Raw genomic sequence first — 23,720 nt, forward strand, 5'->3', positions numbered from 1 at the left:
GATGCGTTGAAAAACCACCACGGTGTGAACAGAGCGACCCTTTACGATGCACATCCTGCTGATCGAAGACGACACCAAAACGGGCGAGTACCTGAAAAAATGAACAGACTTAATAGATGCAACCGGGTAGCAGTGTTTAAAAGCGGGTTGACAGTGGAGGCGAGTCCATACATAGGAGCGCGGCTTGTCCCGCGACCTGGCGCGCAGCGGTGGTAAACCCGATGTGCGTGGTCTGCCTGTCACACCGCATGCGCAGGTTTACGACGGGTTCCCCGCCGGTCGCGGGACAAGCCCGACTCCAACATGGGGGTTCGGGGCGCAGTTCAGAGGATGCGTACCTGAGCAGTTATCGCAAATGCTTTAGGGCCAGAATGCACTGTGGTGAACGTGTTCGCGGGGCAGTGTCTGAGGCGCACCGCGTTGGTCGCCTGGCCAACACGTTGGCGCCTACAGATTGGACGTAGCGTGTCAGGCTTATCGTCTCGCGAACACATTCACACCCACAAAAAGCGGCATCAAACCGCGTATCAAGTCTTTGTGGCATGCGATATTTCCAGCTTGTAAAACGTCGCCGCCCCGCCCTCTGTCGCGTACCCGGTGTTGTCCTGGGTATATACCCCGGCTTTGAAGTACAACAATTTGCCGCTCCAAGTGGCATCCAGCTTGGCAGTCCACTGCATCTGCGCGGCATTGACCGTCAGATTGCCGGTTGGGGTCAGGTGAAGGGTGTACGTGAAGCGCTCATCGAGCAACACGCCAGTGGCAATCTGAATCACCTCAGGCTCGGAGGTGGGCGTGCGACGGAACTTGGCGACGATGTTGCCGTTGCCCAATTTTTCCTTGTACTGATACTCAAGCTTGATCAGCGGCTCGGTGCTGCCGTAACAGTGGATCTGGCCGATCACGATCTTGCCCGACGAAGGCACTTGATCGACCTCCAGCGCTGCGCGCAGAAAGTTGTCCGCCTGGGAATACTGCCAGTTGTAGACCGCGCCGCTGGCATAGGTCTCGCGTAGCTCGGTGCGCGGGTAGATGGCGTTCTCGGTCCTTGACCCGGTGACCGGCGCCCAAAAGAACAACGTATCCCCTGAACGAAAGTAGCCGTCCTGATAACCGTCCATGAGTTTAGGGGTGTCGATGATAGTGGCCGGGGTGCCCACAGGGATTGAGAGGTTCCAGGTGGCGAGATCGATCATGTTGAGCTCAAGGGTGCGGCTTGCGCACCAGCAAAGGGAGTGTCTAGAACAGTGCTCTGAGCACTCATTCGTATCGCCTTTACTATCGGCTGAATCGTTTCTTTGTTGACAAAAAGCGACATGCAAATGACGTCAAAAATATGACCAAATAGGTCATATTTCGAAAACCGCCAGCATTAAGACATCACGGACAGATGCGTCGAGAAGTCTGTGAACGCAGTTCAAAGTGACGGCAGGTATGACTGAGCGGCCAAATCGCAACCGTCAGGTTTTTGAATGACACCGGGGGAATTTCGGCAAAACCGTGCGAATTCTTCAGGGATGATCCGACGAGCGGCGCTGACAACCCGCATTGCAGCATCCACCGCCATCAAGGAATCCACCAAACGACTCGCCCCCGTTCAGCGATTTTTCATTTGACGCGAATACATTGTTACCGGATATTAATAGTTAGCAGACTAATAATACCAAGACTAATCATTCACTACCTATCCATCTCCCGACCGTTGAACGAACCCTAGTGGCACCCCTTATGACTCTGGATTCACTGCAAATGCATATCACCGCCGGCGTGGTCGCAGCGTCGCGTCAATGGCGTCGTGTCTGTCATACCACGCTGGGCACCTACGGGGTTTCTGAAGCCTGCGCCGGGCCGTTGTTAATGATTGCGCGCTTGGGCGATGGCGTGCGTCAAGTCACGGTTGCTCATGCCTGCGGTCTGGAAAGCCCGTCGTTGGTGCGTTTACTCGATCAACTGGGTGTCGCCCACCTGGTCTGCCGCACCGAAGACCCCACCGACCGCCGCGCCAAGTCCCTGAGCCTGACCGATGAAGGTCGTGCGCTGGCCCTGTCCATCGAGGCCGAGTTGATTCGCCTGCGACGCGACGTCTTCAGCCACCTGGACCCCGCTGATCTCGAAGCGACCCTGCGCGTGCTCAAGGCTTTTGCCGACGCAACACCCCATGTTGCGGTGGCGTCATCTTGAGCATGATTTTCAACAAAGGCGCTTTCAACAAGGGCTCTCCCGACAAAGGATTCTTCAGCAGCGCCTTTTTCAAAGGCGTACCGCCTGCACGCGACTGGTTTTATGGGGTGCGCACCTTCGCCGCCTCGATGCTGGCGCTGTACATCGCGTTGATCATGGAGCTGCCGCGTCCGTATTGGGCGATGGCCACGGTTTACATTGTGTCCAGCCCATTCGTCGCCCCCACCAGTTCCAAAGCACTGTACCGCGCAGTCGGCACTTTCGTCGGCGCGGCGGCCTCGGTGTTGTTGGTGCCCCTGTTCGTGCAGACCCCCTTTCTGCTGGCCATCGTCATTTCATTGTGGACCGGCACCCTGCTCTACCTGTCGATGCACCTGCGCACCGCCAACAGCTACGCGCTGATGCTGGCTGGCTACACCATGCCGCTGATCTCGTTTCCGGTGGTGGACAACCCGCAAGCGGTGTTCGATATCGCCGTGTCCCGTTCCGAAGAAATCTTCGTGGGGATTGTCTGCGCGGCCGTGGTGGGCAGCATGTTCTGGCCGCGCCGACTGGAACCGGTGCTGGTGGACGCGCTGGGCAAGTGGTTCAACGATGCCTCGGCCTACAGCGACCTGTTCCTCGCCCGCGCCTCTACGCCCGAGACCGTCGGCGCCCTGCGCACCGCGATGGTCGGCACCTTCAACGGCCTGGAGGTGATGATCGGTCAACTGCCCCACGAAGGCGCGCATCAACAGCGGGTGCGTAACGCCAAAGAACTGCGCGGCAGGATGATTCACCTGCTACCGGTGATCGACGCTCTGGACGATGCCTTGTGGGCCCTCGAACGCCGCACACCGGAACTGGTGGCTGATCTGGCGCCGCTACTGATCGAGACCCGCGATTGGCTGGAGCAAACCAGCAAAGGCGCGCCAGTGAAATACTGGGAGGTGCTTCACCGCGAACTCGAACGCCTGCAACCGACGCCTGCGCAACTGGATGATCGACGCCAATTGCTGCTGTCCAACACGCTGTATCGCCTGGGTGAATTCATCGACCTGTGGCATGACTGCCGCAGCTTGCAGCAGGCCATCGTCACCGACGATCACGCACCCTGGCGCGCGGTGTACCGGCACTGGCGCCTGGGCCGCCTGTCGCCGTTCCTGGACCGCGGCTTGATGCTGTATTCGGTGGCCTCATCGGTGTCGGCAATCATCGTCGCCTCGGTGCTATGGATTCTGCTCGGCTGGCAGGATGGCGCCAGTGCCGTGGCGCTGGCAGCGGTGTCATGCAGTTTTTTTGCGGCGATGGACGATCCGGCGCCGCAAATCTACCGCTTCTTCTTCTGGACGGTGATGTCGGTGTTGTTCGCCAGTCTGTACCTGTTTGTGGTGCTGCCGAACCTGCACGACTTCCCCATGCTGGTGTTGGCCTTCGCGGTCCCGTTTATCTGTGTCGGCACCCTCACCGTGCAGCCGAAGTTCTACCTGGGCACCTTGCTCACCATCGTCAACACGTCGTCGTTCATCAGCATCCAAAGCGCTTACGACGCGGATTTCCTGAACTTCGTCAACTCCAACCTGGCCGGGCCGGCGGGCTTGCTGTTCGCGTTTGTCTGGACCGTGGTCGTGCGCCCCTTCGGCACTGAAGTCGCGGCCAAACGCCTGACCCGCTTCAGTTGGCGCGACATCGTCGCCCTCAGCGAAGAGGCCAGCCTGGCCGAACACCGACGCATGGGCGTCAGGATGCTTGACCGACTGATGCAGCAATTGCCGCGCCTGACCATTACCGCCCAGGACACCGGCATCGCCGTGCGCGAACTGCGAGTGGCGCTGAACATGCTCGATCTGCTGGCGTACATGCCACGCGTGCAGGCCGTGCCCCGAGAGTCGCTGAGTCAGGTCACGCGTGAAGTCGGCGCTCATTTCCGAGCCTGCCTCAAGGCCCATAGACGCTTGCCGGCCCCTAAAGGCCTGCTAATGACCATGGACCGTGCCCGCCGCTCGCTGAGCTTCGACGAGATGGGCGATGACCCATCGCGCCTGCATTTGCTGCACGCCCTCAGTGGTTTGCGTCTGGCGCTGCTGCCCGGCGTGGAAATCGTTGACGCGTTGGCGCAACAGCAAGAACAGCCGCCGTATGGCATCGACGGAGCGTCCTTATGATCGGTGACCTGGATATCAGTGGGGTTTTCGTGCCCACGTTTCTGGTGCTCATGGGCATCGCTTATGTGGTTTTTCTGGTGGTGCATGCCGTGCTGTCGCGGGCCCACTTCTACCGTCTGGTCTGGCACCGGGCATTGTTCAACGTTGGTCTATACGCCCTGTTGCTCGGCGCCGTGGATATTCTCAGTCGATATTTGATGAAATGAAAAAACCCTTACTGACTTTGGGCCGTGTGGTCCTGACCCTGCTGATTGTCATCTTCGCCGCCATCGTGGTGTGGCGCATGGTGATGTATTACATGTATGCCCCGTGGACCCGCGACGGTCATATCCGCGCTGACGTGATCCAGATCGCCCCCGACGTTAGCGGGTTGATCGAGAAAGTCTCGGTCACCGATAACCAGGTGGTGAGCAAGGGCCAAGTGCTGTTTGTCATCGACCAGGACCGCTTTCGCCTCACCTTGCGCCAGGCTCAAGCCACCGTGGCCGAACGCAAAGAGGCCTGGGAACAGGCCCAGCGTGAGAACAAGCGTAACCGTGGCCTGGGCAATCTGGTGGCCCGCGAACAACTGGAGGAAAGCCAGTCCAGGGAAGCCCGCGCCCTCTCGGCCCTGAACGAAGCGCAAGTGGCAGTGGACACCGCGCAGTTGAACCTTGACCGCTCGGTGATCCGCAGCCCGGTCGACGGCTACCTCAACGACCGTGCCCCGCGTGACCGCGAGTTCGTCACCGCTGGGCGTGCGGTGCTGTCGGTGGTGGACGGCAATTCATTCCACGTCGACGGCTATTTTGAAGAGACCAAACTGGACGGCATCCACATCGGTTCCAGCGTCGACATTCGCGTGATCGGCGACAACGCCCGCCTGCGCGGCCATGTGGTGAGCATCGTTGCGGGTATCGAAGACCGCGACCGCAGCAGCGGCTCGAACCTGTTGCCCAACGTCAATCCGGCATTTAGTTGGGTGCGTTTGGCGCAACGAATTCCCGTACGCATCGCGTTCGACCAAGTGCCAGCCGACTTCCGTATGATCGCCGGACGTACCGCCACGGTATCGATCATCGATGACGCCGATGTGCAGCCCAACGGCCAGGCAACCAGCGCCGACACAGGGGTCGCCAAATGAAACACAGCGCGCGCCTGCTGACGGTCGGATTGGGTTTGCTGTTGTCGGCCTGCACCGTGGTCGGCCCCGACTATGAGCAACCCAAAGACGCGGCGATCAATCGTGCAGACTTGCAGGGCGAACTGGCAGGTGAGTCGTCGAATGTGATCTCTGCACCGGTGCCACCTGATTGGTGGAAGTTGTATCAAGACCCGAAGCTTGATGAGTTAGTGCGCCAGGCGCTGATTTCCAGCACCGACCTGCGCGTTGCCGCAGCCAACCTGCAACGCGCGCGTTATCAGTCAGACGAAGCGGATGCCGCAGGTGGCTTTACCAATAGCGCCAAAGCCGGCGTCCAGCGGCTTCAAGAAGCAGGGCAAGCGTATCTGCTGCCCGAGAAGGTGCCGGTTGCCAATATCGGTGATGTGGGGCTGACCACGTCCTATCAATTCGACCTGTTTGGCACCTTGCAGCGCGGCATCGAAGCAGCCCAGGCCAACACCGATGCGGCCCAGGCGGCAGCCGATACCGCGCGCATTACCCTGGTGGCCGACGTGGTTCGGGCATACACACAGGTGTGCGCAGCCAATGAAGAACACGCCATCGCCCTTGAGTCGGTCAACCTGCAACAGCAGAGCCTGACGCTCACTCAACGCCTGCGCGACGCCGGGCGCGGCGATGAAACCCAGGTCACGCGTTCGCAAACCCAATTCAAATCCCTGCGCGCCGAATTGCCACGCTACACAGCGGCGAGGCAGTCGGGGCTGTATCGTCTGTCGATGCTGCTGGCTAAACCGCTGAACCAACTGCCCAAAGGCGTGGCCGAATGCGCCGAACTGCCACACATCGCGCAAGTGATGCCAGTGGGCGATGGCGCAACCCTGCTCAAACGTCGACCGGATGTGCGCCAGGCCGAGCGTCGACTGGCGATGGCCACCGCAGAAACTGGCGTGGCCACCGGCGCGCTGTACCCGGACATCAGCATCGGCGCCACGGTGGGCACAGTCGGTATTCTTGATGAGCTGGGCGACCCGTCGACCAATCGCTGGGGCTTTGGTGGCGTGATCAACTGGACCATCCCGTCCAACGGCGCCCGCGCCCGCGTACACGTCGCCGAGGCATCGAGTCAGGCGGCACTGGCGCACTTCGACGGCGTGGTGCTCAACGCGGTTCGCGAAGCACAGACCGGTCTGTCGCAATACACCGCCCTGCTGGAGCGCCGCGACGCCTTGGCCGACGCCGAAAAATCCGCACAGCAAGCGGCGGATCAGACCCACCGTTTCTTCCAGGCCGGGCGCGAGTCGTTTCTCGCCGATCTACAAGCCACCCGCACCTACACCGATGTCCGCGCGCAGTTGGCGGCGGCGAATACGCAGGTGGCGATGGGGCAGATTGATTTGTTCCTGGCGTTGGGTGGGGGTTGGGAAGGCAGCCGGGCGGTGGCCGAGAAATAACACAGGGCCCTGTTGATCCATGAAATTGAACCCCCGCTCGCCTTGACTGCCACACTCTTCGTCACCCTCTCTTTTGCAGGAGCCACCATGCGCACCCTCGAACTGGCAGATAAAACCGTCCCCGTGATTGGTCAGGGCACCTGGCACATGGGCGAAGACAGGCATCAGCGCGAGGCCGAAGTGTCAGCACTGAGGCTTGGGATCGAGCGCGGCCTGACGCTGATCGACACCGCAGAGATGTACGGCGAAGGCGGCGCCGAAGAAGTGGTCGGCCAGGCCATTGCCGGTCAGCGCGACAAGGTGGCGCTGGTGAGCAAGGTCTACCCGCACAACGCCAGCCGCAGGGGGATTCCCGACGCCTGCGAACGCAGCCTCAAGCGCATGAAGACCGACCATATCGATCTCTATCTGCTGCACTGGCCAGGTCAATACCCACTGGAAGAAACCGTCGAAGCGTTCGAACGCCTGCGCGAAGCCGGCAAAATCGGCCGTTGGGGCGTGTCGAATTTCGACGTCTCGGACCTGCTCGACCTGAACAATCCGGCCTGCGCCACCAATCAAGTGCTCTACAACCCCGAAGAGCGCGGCATTGAGTACGACCTGCTGCCGTGGATGCAAAACGTCAACATGCCGCTCATGGCGTATTGCCCGATTGGTCAGGCCGGGAACCTGCTGAACAACCCCGCACTGCTGGAAGTCGCCCGGCGCCATGCAGCCACGCCCGCACAGATCAGTCTGGCCTGGGTGTTACGCCAGCACGGCGTGATTGCCATTCCAAAAGCGGTGACGCCTGCGCATATTGCACTGAATATCGCAGCGGCGAGGATCGAACTGAGCCCGGATGATGAACAACTGATCGACAGGTCATGGCCGGCGCCGCATCGCAAACAGCGTTTGTCGATGGTCTGATCACGGCGCAAAAAATCTGGAGCGAACTTGTTCGCGAGGCGGCGTTTCAGGCGCACCGCGTTGGTCGCTTCGCCAACAAGTTGGCTCCTACAGATTGAACTGCGTTCTGTAGTAAACCCGGTACGCGCGGTTTGCCCGCCGGTCGCGGGACAAGCCCGACTCCCACATGGGGGTTCAGGGCCAAAACGCACGTGGTGGGGGCCAGAACGCCCCAAGGAGCGAACTTGTTCGCGAAGCGATGTCTCAGGCGCACCGCGTTGGTCGCTTCGCCAACAAGTTGGCTCCTACAGAGTGAACTGCGTTCTGTAGTAAACCCGGTGCGCGCGGTTTGCCCGTCACACCGCGTGTGCAGGTTTACGACGGGTTCCCCGCCGGTCGCGGGACAAGCTAGGCTCCCACATGGGGGTTCAGGGCCAAAACGCACGTGGTGGGGGCCAGAACGCCCTGTAGGAGCGAACTTGTTCGCGAGGCGGTGTCTCAGGAGCACCGCGTTGGTCGCTTCGCCAACAAGTTGGCTCCTACAGATTGAGCTGCGTTCTGCAGTAAACCGGTGTGTGCGGTTTGCCTGTCACGCCACGTGTGCGGGCTTTACGACGGGTTCCCCGCCGGTCGCGGGACAAGCCTGGCTACTACAGCGATCGCCGTCCGTTTCAGGTTTGTGCGCTTTAAACACAAACGGTCACATAACTGTCAAAAGCGCTTGCGATGATGCGGATTTCGATCCTGTGCCAAGCAATGGCACCCTCCCCGTCTGCGAGCCTCCATGAATCAAAGCATCGTCCACCATCAGGACTCCGATCTGTTCGGACTGCTTTACGCGTTTTGCTTTCATCCGGATGAACCGGGGCGCGAGATTGCATCGGCCGAGGCATTGGAATGCCTACAGAGCACAAGCGACCCGGACGAATTCATTTGGCTGCACTTGAACCTCGCTCACGCCAGTTGTGAGCGCTGGGTCAAGACTCACCTGGAACTGCCCGACGAGTTCTTCGAAGCGCTGCACGAAGGCTCGCGCTCGACGCGCATCGAACACGTGGATTCGGCCCTGCTGGCGGTGGTCAACGACGTGGTATTCGATTTCAACCGGGTGTCCACCGACATCGCCACGTTGTGGGTCTGCGTGCGCAGCCGCGTGATGATTACCGCGCGTCATCACCCCTTGCGCTCGGTAGACAAGTTGCGCTCCTCGGTCAAGCACGGTGAGCTGTTTCGCTCGCCGCTGGAACTGCTGGCCCATCTGCTGCGCGATCAGAGCGAGGTACTGACGCAGTTCATGCGCAAGACCAGCCTCAGTGTCGACAAGATCGAAGACCAACTGCTGTCCCAACGCTTGAGCAACAACCGCTCGGAGTTGGGCGCGATGCGGCGTGTGCTGGTGCGCCTGCAACGGCTTCTGGCATTGGAACCTGGCTCGCTGATGCGTCTGTTGCACAAGCCGCCGCACTGGTTGTTGGAAGATGATTTGCAGGAGCTGCGTCAGTCCACCGAAGAATCGGCGCTGGTCATCAGCGACCTGACGGCACTGGGCGAGCGGATCAAACTGCTGCAGGAAGAAATCGCCGCCAACCTCAACGAACAAAGCAGCCGAACACTGTTCACCCTGACCGTGGTCACCGTGCTGGCCCTGCCGATTAACATCGTCGCGGGCTTTTTCGGGATGAACGTCGGTGGCATTCCACTGGCCAGCGACCCGCATGGGTTCTGGGTGCTGGTTGCGCTGGTGGCGACGTTCACCTTTATCGCCGGACGCTGGGCGTTTCGCAAAAGCCGGGATTATTGACGGCTGCGTCTATCGCCATTCCTGCCGCAGCCACAGCCACAGCCACAGCCATAGGAGAGTGGCTTGTCCCGCGATGGGCTGGGAACAAGTCCCAAATTCTTTCGTCCTGGCATAGCACATGCCTCTAAATTGCTGCCGCTGCGCGGCAGATCGCGGGACAAGCCACACGCCTACAGCCTCCGGCCAGAATCAACAACCCGTATGTCGATAATTCCCAATAAATACGGACTGCTTTGACCCACGTCGCACTTTTGTCACACTTTGAAATGATCATGGTCGCCATCCCATTTGAACAGGATTGTGCATCATGGCGACCCCTACGTTGGCTTCGGGCTCTTTATCGAGCGGCTCAGGGCTGAGTTCTCAATTCGGGCGTAAGCCCGGCGTACTGACGATGGTGATTTTCTTTGCCGTGCTGGGCATGGGGCTGCTGTTCACCGCTTATAGCTTGAAACAGGACGTCGACGACCTGGGCACGGTGGTACTGACCTGGACCCCGTTCCTGCTGCTGGGCGTGGCGTTGTTGATCGCCCTGGGCTTTGAATTCGTCAACGGTTTCCACGACACCGCCAATGCTGTCGCGACGGTGATCTACACCCACTCCCTGCCACCGAACTTCGCGGTGGCCTGGTCGGGGCTGTTCAACTTTCTGGGCGTGCTGTTTTCCAGCGGCGCGGTCGCGTTCGGCATCATCGCGCTGCTGCCCGTAGAGCTGATCCTGCAAGTGGGTTCCTCAGCAGGTTTTGCGATGATCTTCGCCTTGTTGATCGCTGCCATTATCTGGAACCTCGGCACTTGGGCGCTGGGCTTGCCAGCCTCTTCGTCGCACACGCTGATCGGTTCGATCATCGGCGTTGGTGTGGCCAACGCACTCATGCATGGCCGTGACGGCACCAGCGGGGTGGACTGGTCGCAAGCGACCAAGGTCGGTTATTCATTGTTGCTGTCGCCGCTGGTAGGGTTTGTCTGCGCCGCGCTGTTGCTGCTGGCCATGCGCCTATTCATCAAGAATCGCGCGCTGTACAAAGCACCAGAAGGCAACACCCCGCCCCCTCTTTGGATTCGTGGCCTGTTGATCCTGACCTGCACGGGCGTGTCGTTCGCCCACGGCTCCAACGACGGACAAAAAGGCATGGGGCTGATCATGTTGATTCTGGTCGGCACACTGCCAATGGCCTACGCGCTGAACAGGACCATGCCAGCCGATCAGTCGTTGCAGTTCGCTGCGGTGGCCGAAGTCACCCAGCAAGCGCTGAGCCGCTCCTCGCCACTGCCCGCACCGGCAGACCCACGCCTGACGTTGTCCGAGTACATCCGCGACAAGCAAGCCACACCTGAACTGGTCCCGGCGCTGGCGGTGATGACCGGCAAGATCGGCGTCCAGGTCGGCGGTTATGGTTCGTTGTCCAAAGTGCCTGCCGAGGCCATGGCCAACGTGCGCAACGACATGTACCTGACCTCCGAAACCATTCGCCTGATGGATAAAAACAAGGTCGGTAATTTTGATGCCGACACGCAGGGCAAGGTGCAGTTGTTCAAGCAACAGATCGACAACGCCACGCGGTTCATCCCGTTGTGGGTGAAGATCGCAGTAGCCATCGCCCTGGGCCTGGGCACCATGGTCGGCTGGAAACGCATTGTGATTACCGTCGGCGAGAAGATCGGCAAGACGCACATGACCTACGCCCAAGGCGCATCGGCGGAACTGGTCGCCATGTTTACCATCGGCGCGGCTGACATGTACGGGTTGCCGGTCTCGACCACCCACGTGTTGTCCTCCGGTGTGGCGGGCAGCATGACCGCCAACGGCTCCGGCCTGCAGATGCGCACCCTGCGTAATCTGGCGCTGGCCTGGGTGCTGACCTTGCCAGCGGCGATTCTGCTGTCGGGCGGCTTGTATTGGTTCTTTACCCAGATTTTCTAATGTGCCGCTGTATGTTGCGGGCGCTTCGGCGCCCATTTTTTTTGGGTCGAGAACAGGGTCCCTGACGGGAGATGGCGTATCTGACACACCGTATCGCCATGCTCGCCAACACGTTGGCGTCTACACAATGGCTGCGTTGACGCATGTCGCAAGGCTTGGCACCCCACTCAACAACCTACATCCGCGCCTTATATTTCCAAAAGATCTAAAAATATGGAATTCAGTTCTTTTACGGAATAAATCACAACCTCTATAAATAGCGTACTTACACAAGCCACTGATTCTGCTCAAAGGGTATCTCATGGATGTTTTCTGGTTTCTACCGACACACGGCGATGGCCATTTTCTGGGTACTTCCAAGGGCGCGCGGCCAGTTACGCTGAATTATCTGAAACAAGTGGCCCAGGCCGCCGACGACCTTGGTTATCACGGTGTACTGATTCCTACCGGCCGCTCTTGTGAGGATTCCTGGGTGATCGCCTCGGCCCTCGTGCCTCTGACCGAGCGCCTGCGGTACCTGGTTGCGATTCGTCCTGGGATCATTTCGCCAACCGTTTCGGCGCGCATGGCGGCAACGCTCGATCGCCTGTCCGGTGGCCGTTTGCTGATCAACGTGGTGACCGGTGGCGACCCCGATGAAAACCGTGGCGACGGTATTTTCCTCGACCACAGCGAACGTTATGAAGTCACCGACGAATTCCTGAAAATCTGGCGCCGTGTACTGCAAGGCGAAGCAGTGGATTTCGAAGGTAAGCACTTGCATGTGCAGAACGCCAAAGCCCTGTACCCACCGATCCAGAAGCCTTATCCGCCGCTGTATTTCGGTGGATCGTCAGAAGCGGCGCACGAACTGGCCGCCGAGCAAGTGGATGTCTACCTGACCTGGGGCGAGCCGCCTGCCGCTGTGGCGGAAAAACTGGCGGATATTCGCGAACGCGCCGCCCGCAAGGGCCGCACCGTGAAGTTTGGTATTCGTTTGCACGTGATCGTACGCGAGACCAGCGAACAAGCGTGGCAGGCCGCAAGCCAGCTGATAGAGCACATCAGCGACGAAACCATTGCTGCGGCGCAGAAATCCTTTGCACGTTTTGACTCAGAAGGTCAGCGGCGCATGGCCGCATTGCACGACGGTCGCCGCGACAACCTGGAAATCGCCCCGAACCTGTGGGCGGGTGTTGGTCTGGTACGCGGTGGCGCAGGGACGGCACTGGTGGGTAACCCCGAGGAAGTGGCCGCGCGGATCAAGGAGTACGCCGATCTGGGCATCGAGAGCTTTATTTTCTCGGGTTATCCACATCTGGAAGAAGCCTATCGTTTTGCCGAACTGGTGTTTCCGTTGCTGCCCGAACCGTACCGCAGCCTGGCCGGTCGCGGTATCACTAACCTGACTGGCCCGTTCGGCGAGATGATCGCCAACGACCTGCCGCCGCAGAAGTAACACCTGAAATGATGAGTCACCTGTAGGAACTGCCCAAGGCCGCGATGCGAATCTCATCAACATCGTCATCAGGCCGTATCGCGATTCGCAGCCTTGGGCAGCGCCTACAGGGGACGGCTTTCACCCTGACTCTCTTTCATCAAAAGTGATCCTCATGCAGCTATTGACCCTACCGCCCTCGCCTGCGCTGGCGACCTCAATCCGAGCCACAGCGCAGGTGTTCGAAGATCCAAAATCCCAGGCGCTACTGGCTCATGTGCAGCAGGTTGCGCCGAGCGAAGCCAGCGTGCTGATCATTGGCGAAACCGGGACCGGCAAAGAGCTGATCGCGCGGCATATCCACAACCTTAGCGGCCGTCGTCATCGACCGTTCGTCGCAGTGAACTGCGGTGCGTTCTCTGAATCGTTGGTGGAGGCCGAGTTGTTCGGCCACGAAAAAGGTGCTTTCACCGGCGCCCTGACCGCCAAAGCCGGCTGGTTTGAAGAAGCCAACGGCGGCACTTTGTTCCTGGATGAAATCGGTGATCTGCCGATGGCGATTCAGGTCAAGTTATTGCGCGTACTGCAAGAGCGCGAAGTGGTTCGTCTGGGCTCACGCAAAAGCACGCCCATCGACGTGCGAGTGCTGGCTGCCACCAACGTGCAACTGGAACGAGCGATCAATGCCGGACACTTTCGCGAGGATCTGTTTTATCGCCTGAACGTGGTCAATCTGGAGCTGCACACGTTGCGTGAGCGCCCTGGCGACATCATGCCGCTGACCCGTCACTTCATCGACGTCTACAGCCAGCGCATGGGTTACGGGCCGATCCACATCAGCCCAGAGGCTGAACACAAGCTCAAGACTTACAGTTGGCCGGGTAACATTCGCGAACTGGAAAACGTCATTCACCACACGCTGCTGATCTGCCGCGACGGTGTGATTCAACGCGATGATCTGCGCTTGTCGAACCTGCGCATCGAACGCCAGGACGATACCGCGCAGGTCGATGAATCGACGCAGGCTTTGCTGGAGCGTGCGTTTCAGAAGCTGTTCGAGGAACAGGCCGGCGCACTGCACGAAAAAGTTGAAGACGCCCTGTTGCGAGCGGCTTATCGTTTCAGCCACTGCAACCAGGTACACACCGCCGAACTGCTCGGCCTGAGCCGCAATGTCACCCGCGCGCGCTTGATCAAAATGGGTGAACTGGCGGTCAACAAACGCCGGCCCGGCGAACAACTGCAGGGGGATCGCATCGTCCAACTGTCGGTCTGAAGCCACTCCATCGTCGCACTCAGCACCTGATGCGCATTGAAGCCCAGGATTAAGCGCCTGATCCTTTACTGTCGGTTTCTGGGGGCAGGTTGTGTGGGTCCGAACGTGATGGTGTCGACTTCGACACCATCACGCGCAAGTCAGCCCAATGATTGAGTTATCTCAGGCTCGCCAACGTGGTCGCCAGCGCCTTGGCTTGCAGCGCCACGTCAGTGACGGCGGTGCTTTCCCACCACATTCCGCGCAACGGTGGCCCCATGGCAAATAATCGTTGCGACACGTGGCCTTTGGCGTCCAGCACAGCACCGCTCGGGTCGGCAGCGATGCCCAGCGCCAAAGGGCCTGGCTGAATCAGTCCACGGGCCAATAACTGCCGGGGCAGTTCGCGGTCTACCCGGCGCCAGTCGTATTGAATACCCGTGGAATTGATCAACGCGTTGCCGCTGACCCGCGTCGGTTCCGTTTCGCCACGGCGACGCACGTGAATATGCACCTGACCCGCTTCAGCAGGCTCGACCCCCAGCAATGAAGCGGCGTGAATAGTCAGGCGCCCCTCCTCCACCAAACGCGCCAGCAATTTCGCGCTGGGCGGCGGCGAACGATGGTGATGGCTCTCCCACCATGGCCGCACATGACGCACGAACTGGCGACGCTGCTGGTCAGTCGCCTGACTCCACAACCTGGGAATATGTACCCGTACGGTGTCCAGCGGCGCTTGCCAGTCAATTCCCTGGGCGACGGCCTGCTCGCATTGTTCCCTCAACGCACGCACCAGTTGCCGGGTGCTGCGCAGCGTGTGATCAGCCCCGAGGAAATCCGGCCAGCTCGGCGGTTGCCTGCGCACATGGGGCAACAGGCCATGTCGGGAGAATACGTCGATGGGACCGCGATGCCCGGCCAGTTCAAGCGACACCACGGCGTCGACCATGGTCAGGCCCGAACCGATGATCAACACCCGGCCTTGGGGATCGAGTTGGCGCATGGCGCTGACGTCCCAGGGATCAACCGCTGCCGCGTTGAGTTCGTTTGAGTCGCGTTGTGGAGTGCGGGCGGCAGAGAATACGCCTGTCGCCAGTACCCCATGCGCGCCGCGTAGAACACGGCCATCGGCCAAGGTGATTTCAAGGCCCGAATCATCGATAACCAGATCGACAGCCTCGCTACGCACATGCTCGACCGTCGAGCCGTAAACAGCTCCGGCCACCTGAGCCTCGGCGAGCCGTTGCTGAGCATAAAGACCAAAAATGCCTCGTGGCGGGAACAGCTCCGCTGCCGTCAGGTGCTGCTCATCGGACTCTGGCCAGCCGCCGGCGGCAATGAAGTCGCCCAGCCATTGAGTGAGATCGTCGGCATTGTCGGGGTCGATGCTCATACGCGCAGCGTTGCCGTTCAGCGTATGGCTCAGCTCGGTAGCGCTGTAGGCCTCGCCGCGCCCAAGTTCGCTACGCGACTCAATAATCACGATCCGGCGTTTGCCTGGTTTACGCAACAACTGCACCGCCAATATCGCGCCACTCAGGCCACCGCCGACGATCAGGATGTCAGCAGTGGGTCGATGGTTATCTGGGGTCATTCGGTATCGCCTTTGATTCTTTTGAGGAGGGACGCGGACGCCTGATTATGCTGAGCGTGAGAACAGTTTCAATCAAGACGTTCGTACAGCCACTTCGGTACGAAGGATGCATTGCAGGGAGCGTGCCGGGGATTTTCACTCCATTTGCCAGCTTTGATTGGCGCTCAGAGGCCCATGAATCAGCAAAGTGTTGATTCGGTGTTGTGGGCTGAACACCGAGTGAGCGGGCAATGCCTAACCTGTGGCCCATCGTCCAGACGCCGTGCTGTCGCGCAGCGGCAGTAAATCCGGTTTGCGCGGTCTGCCAGTCATACCGCGTGCGCAGGTTTACGACGGGTTCCCCGCCGGTCGCGGGACAAGTCTCCTACAGAAAATCTCTTTTATTCAGGTAGTTATGTTGTGTTTGATGAAAACTTGCTCGCGATGAGCCTGGCTCCACGATCAAGTACTGGCAGCCTAGCCCTTGCGTTTCATATCCAGCCGCCGCAAATGGCAGGTGACTTCTTCGCGGTCGTGATACAGCTGCTTACAGCCGATGGCGACCTTGATGCCCCGCGCCTTGAAGCCTTCTTCGATGCGCTCCAGCAAGCGTCGTACCTCGGCGTAACGCTGTTTCATCGGTAACTTCAGATTGACCACCGCCTCGCGGCACAAGCCTTCGCCGAGCCAGGTTTCCAGTAAGGCCGCATTGCGCGCGGGCTTTTCGACGATGTCACACACCATCCAGTCCACCGGCTGACGCGGCTTGTAGGTAAAGCCATCGGCCATCAGATGTTGCACCAGGCCAGTATCCATCAGGCTTTCGGCCATCGGCCCGTTGTCGATAGCGGTGACCAGCATCCCGCGCCGCACCAGTTGATAGGTCCAGCCACCCGGCGCCGCTCCCAGATCAACCGCCGTCATGTCGCTTGAGAGCCGCTCATCCCACTGATCACGCGGGATGAAATGGTGCCAGGCCTCCTCCAGCTTCAGCGTCGAACGGCTCGGCGCCTCACGCGGAAACTTCAGCCGTGGAATGCCCATGGGCCACATTGCCGAATTATCGGCATCCGCCAGCCCAAGAAACACTTCACGCCCGCTTTTGAAGGTCAACAACAGACGCGGCAGGCTGGGGTTGTCCACCAGCTTGCCCGCTTGGGTCAGGGCCTTGCGCAGCGGCGCTTCGAACTTGCGGCAGAACGTCGAAAGCTCTTTGCCATCATTAGTGTCGACTACTTCCAGCCACAGGCTGCCGCAGGTAGCGAATCCAGCCATATGCGCGAGGATCACGCTGATACGGTCGGTTTCCGGCAGTTCGACAAACACTCCCCGCGCCCACTGCCGAGGAAAGATCAGGTCGACAAAACGCATACCGTTCATCAAGCGTTCAGCGCCGTCTTCCTCGGTGCAGACAAACTCGGCGTAAGCCGCGCAGGTCTTGGCCTTGGCATAACCTGCAACGTCCAGACGCGCCGCATGCTCGCTGATTTCCGAACAGACTTCGCTTTCGAAACCAGGCCGGCAATGCATAAACAGGGTGTTCATTGGAGTTCCTCTGTGCGCGCCAGACGGCGGCGCGTCGCGACCTATAGGTGAGGATTAACCTCAACGACGCAAAAGCGGCGCATGATAGCCCAATCAGGAACCACTGGTATGGCTGGCTGGTCCAGTACTACACAAGCCGCCAACCAGAGCGCTTCGTGAACTTGATCTACATTGTTTTTGGTTTATCCGATTCCCCCAGGTCCGTGCCGTGCGGACTCGTCAAGGAGTTACTTCATGCCCTCCCTCGATAGCCTGAAAAGCCTCAAAACATTAGAAATCAATAATAAGACCTACCACTACTACAGCCTGCCGGACGCCGCGAAATCCCTTGGCGACCTGGACAAGCTGCCGATGTCCCTCAAGGTGCTGCTGGAAAACCTGCTGCGCTGGGAAGACAACAAAACCGTCACCGGTGAAGACCTCAAGTCCATTGCCGCGTGGCTGACCGAACGCAGATCCGACCGTGAAATTCAATACCGCCCTGCCCGTGTACTGATGCAAGACTTCACCGGCGTGCCTGCGGTGGTCGATCTGGCCGCCATGCGCGCCGCCATGGCCAAGGCCGGTGGCGATCCGCAACGTATCAATCCGCTGTCGCCCGTCGATTTGGTCATCGACCACTCGGTGATGGTCGACAAATTCGGCGATGCCAACGCGTTTGGTGAAAACGTCGACATCGAAATGCAGCGCAACGGCGAACGCTACGCCTTCCTGCGTTGGGGCCAGAGCGCCTTCGACAACTTCAGCGTGGTGCCGCCGGGCACCGGCATCTGCCACCAGGTGAACCTCGAATACCTGGGCCGCACCGTGTGGACCAAAGAAGAAGACGGCCGCACGTATGCCTTCCCCGATACGCTGGTCGGCACCGATTCGCACACCACCATGATCAACGGCCTCGGTGTATTGGGCTGGGGCGTGGGCGGGATCGAGGCTGAAGCGGCGATGCTCGGCCAACCGGTGTCGATGCTGATCCCGGAAGTGATCGGTTTCAAACTGCTGGGCAAACTCAACGAAGGCATCACCGCCACCGACCTGGTGCTGACCGTCACCCAAATGCTGCGCAAGAAAGGCGTGGTGGGTAAATTCGTCGAGTTCTATGGCGACGGGCTGGCCGATCTACCGTTGGCCGACCGCGCCACCATCGGCAACATGGCGCCGGAATATGGCGCGACGTGCGGTTTCTTCCCGGTGGACGACGTGACCCTGGATTACCTGCGACTCTCGGGCCGCCCCGCCGAAGTCGTGCAATTGGTCGAGGCCTATTGCAAGGCGCAGGGCCTGTGGCGTTTGCCTGGTCAGGAGCCGGTGTTCACCGACGCGCTGGAGCTGGACATGAGCACCGTGGTCGCCAGCCTGGCCGGTCCGAAACGGCCACAGGATCGCGTCGCTCTGCCAGACGTCGGGCAGGCATTCGATGACTTCCTGGGCCTGCAACTCAAGCCGAGCAAACACGAAGAGAGCCGGCTGGAAAGCGAAGGCGGCGGCGGTGTCGCTGTGGGTAACGCCGCTCAGGTCGGCGAGGCGGAATATGAATACGAAGGCGCCAGGTATCGCCTTAAAAACGGCGCCGTGGTGATCGCCGCCATCACCTCCTGCACTAACACCTCCAACCCCAGCGTGATGATGGCGGCCGGTCTGCTGGCCAAAAAAGCCGTGGAAAAAGGCCTGCAACGCAAGCCATGGGTCAAAAGCTCGTTGGCACCGGGCTCCAAAGTGGTCACCGATTACTACAAGGCCGCTGGGTTGACCCAGTACCTCGACGCCTTGGGTTTCGATTTGGTTGGCTATGGTTGCACCACCTGCATCGGCAACTCCGGCCCATTGCGTGACCCCATCGAAAAAGCCATCCAGCAATCGGACCTGACCGTGGCCTCGGTGCTGTCTGGCAACCGCAACTTTGAAGGCCGCGTACACCCGCTGGTAAAAACCAACTGGCTGGCCTCGCCACCGCTGGTGGTGGCGTATGCATTGGCTGGCACCGTGCGCATTGACCTGAGCCGCGAACCGCTGGGTGAAGGCAGCGACGGCCAGCCGGTTTACTTGCGCGATATCTGGCCCAGCAGCAAAGAAATCGCTGACGCCGTACAAAAGGTCAGCACCGCCATGTTCCACAAGGAATACGCAGAAGTCTTTGCCGGCGACGCGCAGTGGCAGGCCATTGAAGTGCCGCAAGCTGCTACTTATGTCTGGCAGGAAGATTCCACCTACATCCAGCATCCGCCCTTCTTCGATGATGTCGCAGGTCCGTTGCCGGTCATCACCGATGTGCGCGATGCTCGCGTGCTGGCGATACTGGGCGACTCGGTCACCACCGACCACATCTCCCCCGCCGGCAACATCAAGGCCGACAGCCCGGCCGGGCGCTACTTGCGCAGCAAAGGCGTTGAACCCAAAGACTTCAACTCCTATGGCTCTCGCCGGGGCAACCATGAAGTCATGATGCGCGGCACGTTCGCCAACATCCGTATTCGCAACGAGATGCTGGGCAACGAAGAAGGCGGCTACACCCTGCATGTGCCGACCGATGAAAAGCTGCCGATCTACGACGCCGCCATGCGTTATCAGCAAGAAGGCACGCCGCTGGTGGTGATCGCAGGTCAAGAATACGGCACCGGCTCCAGCCGCGACTGGGCGGCCAAAGGGACCAATCTACTGGGGGTCAAGGCGGTGATTGCCGAAAGCTTCGAGCGTATTCACCGCTCCAACCTGGTGGGCATGGGAGTTTTGCCGTTGCAGTTCAAGAACGGCCAGAGCCGCAAAACCCTTCAACTGACCGGCAAGGAAACCCTCAACATCAGCGGCCTTACCGGCGCGACGTTGCAGCCGAGCATGAACCTGAAATTGCAGATCACCCGCGAAGACGGCACCTTGGAAAACCTCGACGTACTGTGCCGGATCGACACCCTGAACGAAGTTGAATACTTCAAGGCCGGGGGGATTCTGCACTATGTGTTGCGGCAGTTGATCGCTTCATGAAGTGATTGCAACCAACCCGTTGGCTCCCCTTCTGTAGGAGCCAACGTGTTGGCGAGGCGACCAACACGGTGCGCCTGAGACACCGCCTCGCTAACACATTCGCTACACCATGTTGGAGCTGGGCTTGTCCCGCGACCGGCGGGGAACCCGTCGTAAAACCTGTGCATGCGGTGTGACAGGCAGGCCGCACGCGCCGGGTTTACTGCCGCTGATCAACTGCAGCATTGAAGACATCCATCAATAGCGCGCCGCGATGGATGGGGCGGTTGATCCGCTGTAGGACCCGCCGGGAGATGTTTCCAAGAGGACGGCAACAGACCTTGGCAGAGTGTCCTACACTCCCCTTCAACAATAAGAAACACGCAAGGGGAAGCACCATGATCGACCAACGCATTAACCATCGCTGCATGCTCGCTGAAATCGTATCCGGGGAGGATATTCAGAGCGGCAAACCGACATCACGCCTGCAAACACTTCTTCTGATCGGCTTCGTCACGCGACAGCCGCACGCGGACAACACCTTCAAACTCACGCTGACCGATGCAGGCCATCGGTATCTGGCTGGCTTATGGCATTGAAGGGGGAGCAGCTACACGCTTCAAGCGGTCAGTAAAGGCAAAGCACAAGCAGTCGACCGATGCCATCAGTCCTGGCTGGGGTATCGGTGGTCTGACGAGAGCTCTATACTCTCGCGCCTGTTTTTGCCTCTGAGGACTTCATCATGGCCGACGCCAATCTCGACCACACTCTCACCCTGCTGACGCACCTGCGCGGCATCCTGGTCGCGCTGGGTGAAGCCGAGCAGGTCCCCGAAGAAAGCCATGAGCTGTTCATCGAACGCTACGACGAACTGATGACCCTCTTGCCGCAAGAACCCATCGAAAGCCAGTACCTGGGTCAGGACCTGCTGTGTCAGGTGATCCAGCGCTACCCGCAAATTGCTCATCTGGTACCCCGCGACCTGCTCTGGTATTTCGGCGGCGACTGCCTGCACTTCATGCCGGACGATGAAATCGATCTGTACACGGCACTGGAAGAACGCCGTTACGAAGCCGAGCAAAATGAAGAACCGTTCGACTGGAACCAGGAAAAACAATTCCTGACCATGGCCAAGGATGCGCAGAAGCATTGATGCGCCAGGGTGCCAGCGGGCTTGCCCAAGAATGGGCGATACTCAAACATCCTGATTTTATAAAATTATTAAATGCACATTTTTTATAAAAAGCTTGGCGCTTAATCGAATTTCACAGCCACGCTCCCTGCCCCGATGTTGCTTGTTCGCACAGGCGCGATGTCGACGAGACGCGCCTTAAGAATGCCCAAGACAGGAAGGCGTTGTTCATGAGCGTTGAATTCATCGGTTACATCGCCACGGGGCCGGGGTCGGAAATTCATCCACGCAGTGGTCCGGCCATTCAGCCCGACTAGGTCGAGAAGGTCGAGAAGGTCGCCTAAGCGGTGTTGAACGCCCTGGGCGAATTCAGTCAGGAGAACAAGGCGTGCCGCTCGATGCGTTCATGGCCTTGAGTACATCGCCGCTGTTGGCGCATGTGCCAAAGATGCCGCCTTCACGTTGAATGCCATCGACAACAGAGTCGTGCAGCGCTTGGGTCGCGGCACCACAGCAATCGTGCAATAGCACACAGTCGTACCCCCGATCATTCGCGTCCCGCATGGTCGATGACACGCACACATCTGTGGTAACCCCGAGCAGGATGATGTTTCGAATACCCCTGGCTTTTAAAATGTGCTCCAGGTCGGTCGCGTAGAACGCGCTGTTGCCAGGTTTATCGACCACGATCTCTCCTGGGAGTGGCTCAAACCCATCGTAGAAGTCGCATCCCCATTCACCCCGCACAAGCAAGCGTCCCATTGGCCCAGCGCTGCCGATGGGTGAACCCATGCGCATGGCTTTCAGTCGCTTATTGTCGTTAAGGTCTACCAGCTCAGGCCGATGCGACTCACGGGTATGGATCATCAACAAGCCATACGGTCTGATCAAGCGTAGAAAATTTCTGGCCGGTTCCACGGCACTGGACAACTGCCCCTGGTTTTCGCCAAGCGCGCCGAAATAACCATCCGGCGCCAGGAAGTCACGCTGCATGTCGATTGTGATGACAGCGGTGTCCTCAGCGCTCCAGTTACCAGAAAGCGGCCAGGCATAAGGAGATGCGTGCGACAACTGAGAAAAAACCATCACAGCGCCCCCTGCCCAAGCCAAGTAGAAGCAAAGCGCAGTTTCACATTGCCTGGATTGCCCAACACTTTGCCATCGCCTGCCTCAATACCGACAAAATTGGCGTCCGTGGCCCCCTGATACAAGCCGTGTTGAAAGGCCAAGCGAGCCATTTCCATAATCTTGGTTTTGAAGTGCGAAAGGCACATGGATGCCAATAGCAGCGAAGCAAAATAGGCAAACTTGAACATGAGAAGTCCCCCCTGATGGCCTCAAGCCGCGTCGCGTGCCTGCTTCAGTGAGGCGGCAACCAAGCTGCCAAACGATGACACCGGCGCCTGAAGATTGCCGAGAAAGCGTGGATAGATCAGCCACAAGTCCATCACCGGCTTGAAGTCCTTGAGCGGCACCACCGCCAGTTGATCCCGATGAGCACTGCGTTCAAGCAGCGGACGTGGCACCAGCCCCAAGCCCATACCGTCAGCGACCAATCCCAACTGCAGCTCGGTACCAAACGTTTCCAGATTGACCTTCAGACTCAACCCCTGATCAGCCAATGTGCGTTGCAGCCCAGCGCGGAAACCGCAGCCATCGGGGTTCAGCACCCAACCGCGGTCATAACAGTCGGCCAACTTCAGGGGTTTGTTCGGCAGGCTGCCCTTGTCGCAAACCACCACCAGCTCCATCTTGCCGATGGATTCGCCGATGATGTTCTCCGGGAAAATCTTGCCCGCAGGGAACAACGCCGCAGCGGCATCCAGCTCGCCGTTCTCAATCTTGCCAATCAGATGACTGCCCCAACCCGTCACCACTTGTGCGCGCAGATCAGGGAACTGCCCGCGCAAGTGTTTGAGCGCATCAAGCAACACCACATCGCCGATGGTTTGCGGCACCCCAAGACGCAACAAACCACTGGGCGGCGTATCGCTGGCGACCAGTTCACGCAACGCATCCATATCACGCAGGATCGCCAGGCACTTTTGGTACACCTGAATACCCATGGGGGTGGGCTTGAGCGGTTTGGTATTACGGTCGAACAACTCGACGCCCAACGCCTGCTCGAAATTCTGCACCCGCCGGGTGATAGCCGGCTGCGTCAGATCCAGGGATTGAGCTGCATGACTGATGGATTGACAGCGGATAACCGCCACGAAGGCATCGATATCATCAATTTTCATTCGGACCGCACATAGAAGACGAATAATAAGATAGGCAAAAAGCATAATTCCAATTGGCCGATCTGAACAGTGCGCGATGAATACCGCTGTAAGAGCGCGCTTGCAC

The 23,720-nt window shown here is 59.4% G+C and carries 19 protein-coding genes; 13 read left to right on the forward strand and 6 right to left on the reverse strand.

Going from position 1 to position 23,720, the window contains the following annotated elements; all coding sequences use genetic code 11:
* Nucleotides 1-527: 527 nt before the first annotated feature.
* Nucleotides 528-1,196 (reverse strand): polysaccharide lyase family 7 protein, encoded by a 669-nt coding sequence (locus VGC62_RS22460; RefSeq protein ID WP_331189275.1) that lies wholly within the window; start codon nt 1,194-1,196, stop codon nt 528-530.
* Nucleotides 1,197-1,728: 532 nt separating this feature from the next.
* Here VGC62_RS22460 and VGC62_RS22465 point away from each other — a divergent pair.
* The 10 genes from VGC62_RS22465 to VGC62_RS22510 all read left to right on the forward strand — a co-directional run bounded on the left by VGC62_RS22465 (nt 1,729) and on the right by VGC62_RS22510 (nt 14,187).
* A complete protein-coding gene (locus VGC62_RS22465) occupies nt 1,729-2,181 on the forward strand; it encodes a MarR family winged helix-turn-helix transcriptional regulator (protein WP_331189276.1) in 453 nt (150 codons plus the stop codon).
* Nucleotides 2,182-2,183: 2 nt separating this feature from the next.
* Nucleotides 2,184-4,325: an FUSC family protein gene (locus tag VGC62_RS22470; RefSeq protein WP_331189292.1), complete on the forward strand. Its 2,142-nt coding sequence runs from the start codon at nt 2,184-2,186 to the stop codon at nt 4,323-4,325.
* The gene (locus tag VGC62_RS22475; protein WP_331189277.1) at nt 4,322-4,531 is read left to right on the forward strand and encodes a DUF1656 domain-containing protein; all 210 of its coding nucleotides are present in this window, start codon (nt 4,322-4,324) and stop codon (nt 4,529-4,531) included. The genes VGC62_RS22470 and VGC62_RS22475 overlap by 4 nt, the downstream gene beginning before the upstream one ends.
* On the forward strand, nt 4,528-5,448 hold the full coding sequence (locus VGC62_RS22480) for an efflux RND transporter periplasmic adaptor subunit (RefSeq protein ID WP_331189278.1): 921 nt from the start codon (nt 4,528-4,530) through the stop codon (nt 5,446-5,448). The genes VGC62_RS22475 and VGC62_RS22480 overlap by 4 nt, the downstream gene beginning before the upstream one ends.
* On the forward strand, nt 5,445-6,881 hold the full coding sequence (locus tag VGC62_RS22485; protein ID WP_331189279.1) for an efflux transporter outer membrane subunit: 1,437 nt from the start codon (nt 5,445-5,447) through the stop codon (nt 6,879-6,881). Before VGC62_RS22480 ends, VGC62_RS22485 begins: the two co-directional genes overlap by 4 nt.
* Nucleotides 6,882-6,968: 87 nt before the next feature.
* Nucleotides 6,969-7,790 carry an aldo/keto reductase gene (locus VGC62_RS22490; protein WP_331189280.1) on the forward strand — a complete coding sequence of 274 codons (822 nt, stop codon included), beginning with the start codon at nt 6,969-6,971 and terminating at the stop codon, nt 7,788-7,790.
* Nucleotides 7,791-8,553: 763 nt separating this feature from the next.
* Nucleotides 8,554-9,570 carry a transporter gene (locus tag VGC62_RS22495; protein WP_331189281.1) on the forward strand — a complete coding sequence of 339 codons (1,017 nt, stop codon included), beginning with the start codon at nt 8,554-8,556 and terminating at the stop codon, nt 9,568-9,570.
* Nucleotides 9,571-9,877: 307 nt separating this feature from the next.
* Entirely contained in the window at nt 9,878-11,494 is a 1,617-nt protein-coding gene (locus VGC62_RS22500; protein WP_331189282.1) for an inorganic phosphate transporter, read from the forward strand.
* A 301-nt stretch (nt 11,495-11,795) separates the two neighbouring features.
* Complete coding sequence (ssuD, locus tag VGC62_RS22505) at nt 11,796-12,932, forward strand: FMNH2-dependent alkanesulfonate monooxygenase (protein ID WP_331189283.1); 1,137 nt, start codon at nt 11,796-11,798, stop codon at nt 12,930-12,932.
* A 154-nt stretch (nt 12,933-13,086) separates the two neighbouring features.
* Nucleotides 13,087-14,187 carry a sigma-54 dependent transcriptional regulator gene (locus VGC62_RS22510; protein ID WP_331189284.1) on the forward strand — a complete coding sequence of 367 codons (1,101 nt, stop codon included), beginning with the start codon at nt 13,087-13,089 and terminating at the stop codon, nt 14,185-14,187.
* Between the two features lie 157 nt (nt 14,188-14,344).
* Here the strand turns inward: VGC62_RS22510 and VGC62_RS22515 are convergent, their stop codons facing one another.
* Both VGC62_RS22515 and rlmM read right to left on the reverse strand, forming a co-directional pair.
* The gene (locus VGC62_RS22515) at nt 14,345-15,760 is read right to left on the reverse strand and encodes an FAD/NAD(P)-binding protein (RefSeq protein ID WP_331189285.1); all 1,416 of its coding nucleotides are present in this window, start codon (nt 15,758-15,760) and stop codon (nt 14,345-14,347) included.
* A 456-nt stretch (nt 15,761-16,216) separates the two neighbouring features.
* Nucleotides 16,217-17,284 (reverse strand): 23S rRNA (cytidine(2498)-2'-O)-methyltransferase RlmM, encoded by a 1,068-nt coding sequence (gene rlmM / locus VGC62_RS22520; protein WP_331189286.1) that lies wholly within the window; start codon nt 17,282-17,284, stop codon nt 16,217-16,219.
* Nucleotides 17,285-17,518: 234 nt separating this feature from the next.
* Here rlmM and acnA point away from each other — a divergent pair, with 234 nt between their 5' ends.
* From acnA to VGC62_RS22535, 3 genes are all read left to right on the forward strand, one after another.
* On the forward strand, nt 17,519-20,260 hold the full coding sequence (acnA, locus tag VGC62_RS22525) for an aconitate hydratase AcnA (protein ID WP_331189287.1): 2,742 nt from the start codon (nt 17,519-17,521) through the stop codon (nt 20,258-20,260).
* Between the two features lie 377 nt (nt 20,261-20,637).
* Nucleotides 20,638-20,838 (forward strand): hypothetical protein, encoded by a 201-nt coding sequence (locus VGC62_RS22530; protein WP_331189288.1) that lies wholly within the window; start codon nt 20,638-20,640, stop codon nt 20,836-20,838.
* Nucleotides 20,839-20,981: 143 nt separating this feature from the next.
* Nucleotides 20,982-21,392 (forward strand): PA2817 family protein, encoded by a 411-nt coding sequence (locus tag VGC62_RS22535; RefSeq protein WP_331189289.1) that lies wholly within the window; start codon nt 20,982-20,984, stop codon nt 21,390-21,392.
* A 348-nt stretch (nt 21,393-21,740) separates the two neighbouring features.
* Here VGC62_RS22535 and VGC62_RS22540 read toward each other — a convergent pair whose 3' ends face one another.
* Genes VGC62_RS22540 through VGC62_RS22550 form a run of 3 tightly spaced genes read right to left on the reverse strand, consistent with a single transcriptional unit; the run spans nt 21,741 to nt 23,614 of the window.
* On the reverse strand, nt 21,741-22,457 hold the full coding sequence (locus tag VGC62_RS22540) for an isochorismatase family cysteine hydrolase (protein ID WP_331189293.1): 717 nt from the start codon (nt 22,455-22,457) through the stop codon (nt 21,741-21,743).
* Nucleotides 22,457-22,687 carry a hypothetical protein gene (locus VGC62_RS22545; RefSeq protein WP_331189290.1) on the reverse strand — a complete coding sequence of 77 codons (231 nt, stop codon included), beginning with the start codon at nt 22,685-22,687 and terminating at the stop codon, nt 22,457-22,459. Before VGC62_RS22545 ends, VGC62_RS22540 begins: the two co-directional genes overlap by 1 nt.
* Nucleotides 22,688-22,708: 21 nt before the next feature.
* Nucleotides 22,709-23,614 carry a LysR family transcriptional regulator gene (locus VGC62_RS22550; RefSeq protein ID WP_331189291.1) on the reverse strand — a complete coding sequence of 302 codons (906 nt, stop codon included), beginning with the start codon at nt 23,612-23,614 and terminating at the stop codon, nt 22,709-22,711.
* Between the last annotated feature and the right edge of the window lie 106 nt (nt 23,615-23,720).

The organism is Pseudomonas sp. (genome assembly GCF_036404235.1).
Taxonomy (GTDB): domain Bacteria; phylum Pseudomonadota; class Gammaproteobacteria; order Pseudomonadales; family Pseudomonadaceae; genus Aquipseudomonas.

Bases quoted from the DNA above. Each gene is read 5' to 3' on its own strand.
- VGC62_RS22460 (WP_331189275.1), bottom strand. From the start codon at position 1,196: ATGATCGATCTCGCCACCTGGAACCTCTCAATCCCTGTGGGCACCCCG.
- VGC62_RS22465 (WP_331189276.1), top strand. From the start codon at position 1,729: ATGACTCTGGATTCACTGCAAATGCATATCACCGCCGGCGTGGTCGCA.
- VGC62_RS22470 (WP_331189292.1), top strand. From the start codon at position 2,184: ATGATTTTCAACAAAGGCGCTTTCAACAAGGGCTCTCCCGACAAAGGA.
- VGC62_RS22475 (WP_331189277.1), top strand. From the start codon at position 4,322: ATGATCGGTGACCTGGATATCAGTGGGGTTTTCGTGCCCACGTTTCTG.
- VGC62_RS22480 (WP_331189278.1), top strand. From the start codon at position 4,528: ATGAAAAAACCCTTACTGACTTTGGGCCGTGTGGTCCTGACCCTGCTG.
- VGC62_RS22485 (WP_331189279.1), top strand. From the start codon at position 5,445: ATGAAACACAGCGCGCGCCTGCTGACGGTCGGATTGGGTTTGCTGTTG.
- VGC62_RS22490 (WP_331189280.1), top strand. From the start codon at position 6,969: ATGCGCACCCTCGAACTGGCAGATAAAACCGTCCCCGTGATTGGTCAG.
- VGC62_RS22495 (WP_331189281.1), top strand. From the start codon at position 8,554: ATGAATCAAAGCATCGTCCACCATCAGGACTCCGATCTGTTCGGACTG.
- VGC62_RS22500 (WP_331189282.1), top strand. From the start codon at position 9,878: ATGGCGACCCCTACGTTGGCTTCGGGCTCTTTATCGAGCGGCTCAGGG.
- ssuD (WP_331189283.1), top strand. From the start codon at position 11,796: ATGGATGTTTTCTGGTTTCTACCGACACACGGCGATGGCCATTTTCTG.
- VGC62_RS22510 (WP_331189284.1), top strand. From the start codon at position 13,087: ATGCAGCTATTGACCCTACCGCCCTCGCCTGCGCTGGCGACCTCAATC.
- VGC62_RS22515 (WP_331189285.1), bottom strand. From the start codon at position 15,760: ATGACCCCAGATAACCATCGACCCACTGCTGACATCCTGATCGTCGGC.
- rlmM (WP_331189286.1), bottom strand. From the start codon at position 17,284: ATGAACACCCTGTTTATGCATTGCCGGCCTGGTTTCGAAAGCGAAGTC.
- acnA (WP_331189287.1), top strand. From the start codon at position 17,519: ATGCCCTCCCTCGATAGCCTGAAAAGCCTCAAAACATTAGAAATCAAT.
- VGC62_RS22530 (WP_331189288.1), top strand. From the start codon at position 20,638: ATGATCGACCAACGCATTAACCATCGCTGCATGCTCGCTGAAATCGTA.
- VGC62_RS22535 (WP_331189289.1), top strand. From the start codon at position 20,982: ATGGCCGACGCCAATCTCGACCACACTCTCACCCTGCTGACGCACCTG.
- VGC62_RS22540 (WP_331189293.1), bottom strand. From the start codon at position 22,457: ATGGTTTTTTCTCAGTTGTCGCACGCATCTCCTTATGCCTGGCCGCTT.
- VGC62_RS22545 (WP_331189290.1), bottom strand. From the start codon at position 22,687: ATGTTCAAGTTTGCCTATTTTGCTTCGCTGCTATTGGCATCCATGTGC.
- VGC62_RS22550 (WP_331189291.1), bottom strand. From the start codon at position 23,614: ATGAAAATTGATGATATCGATGCCTTCGTGGCGGTTATCCGCTGTCAA.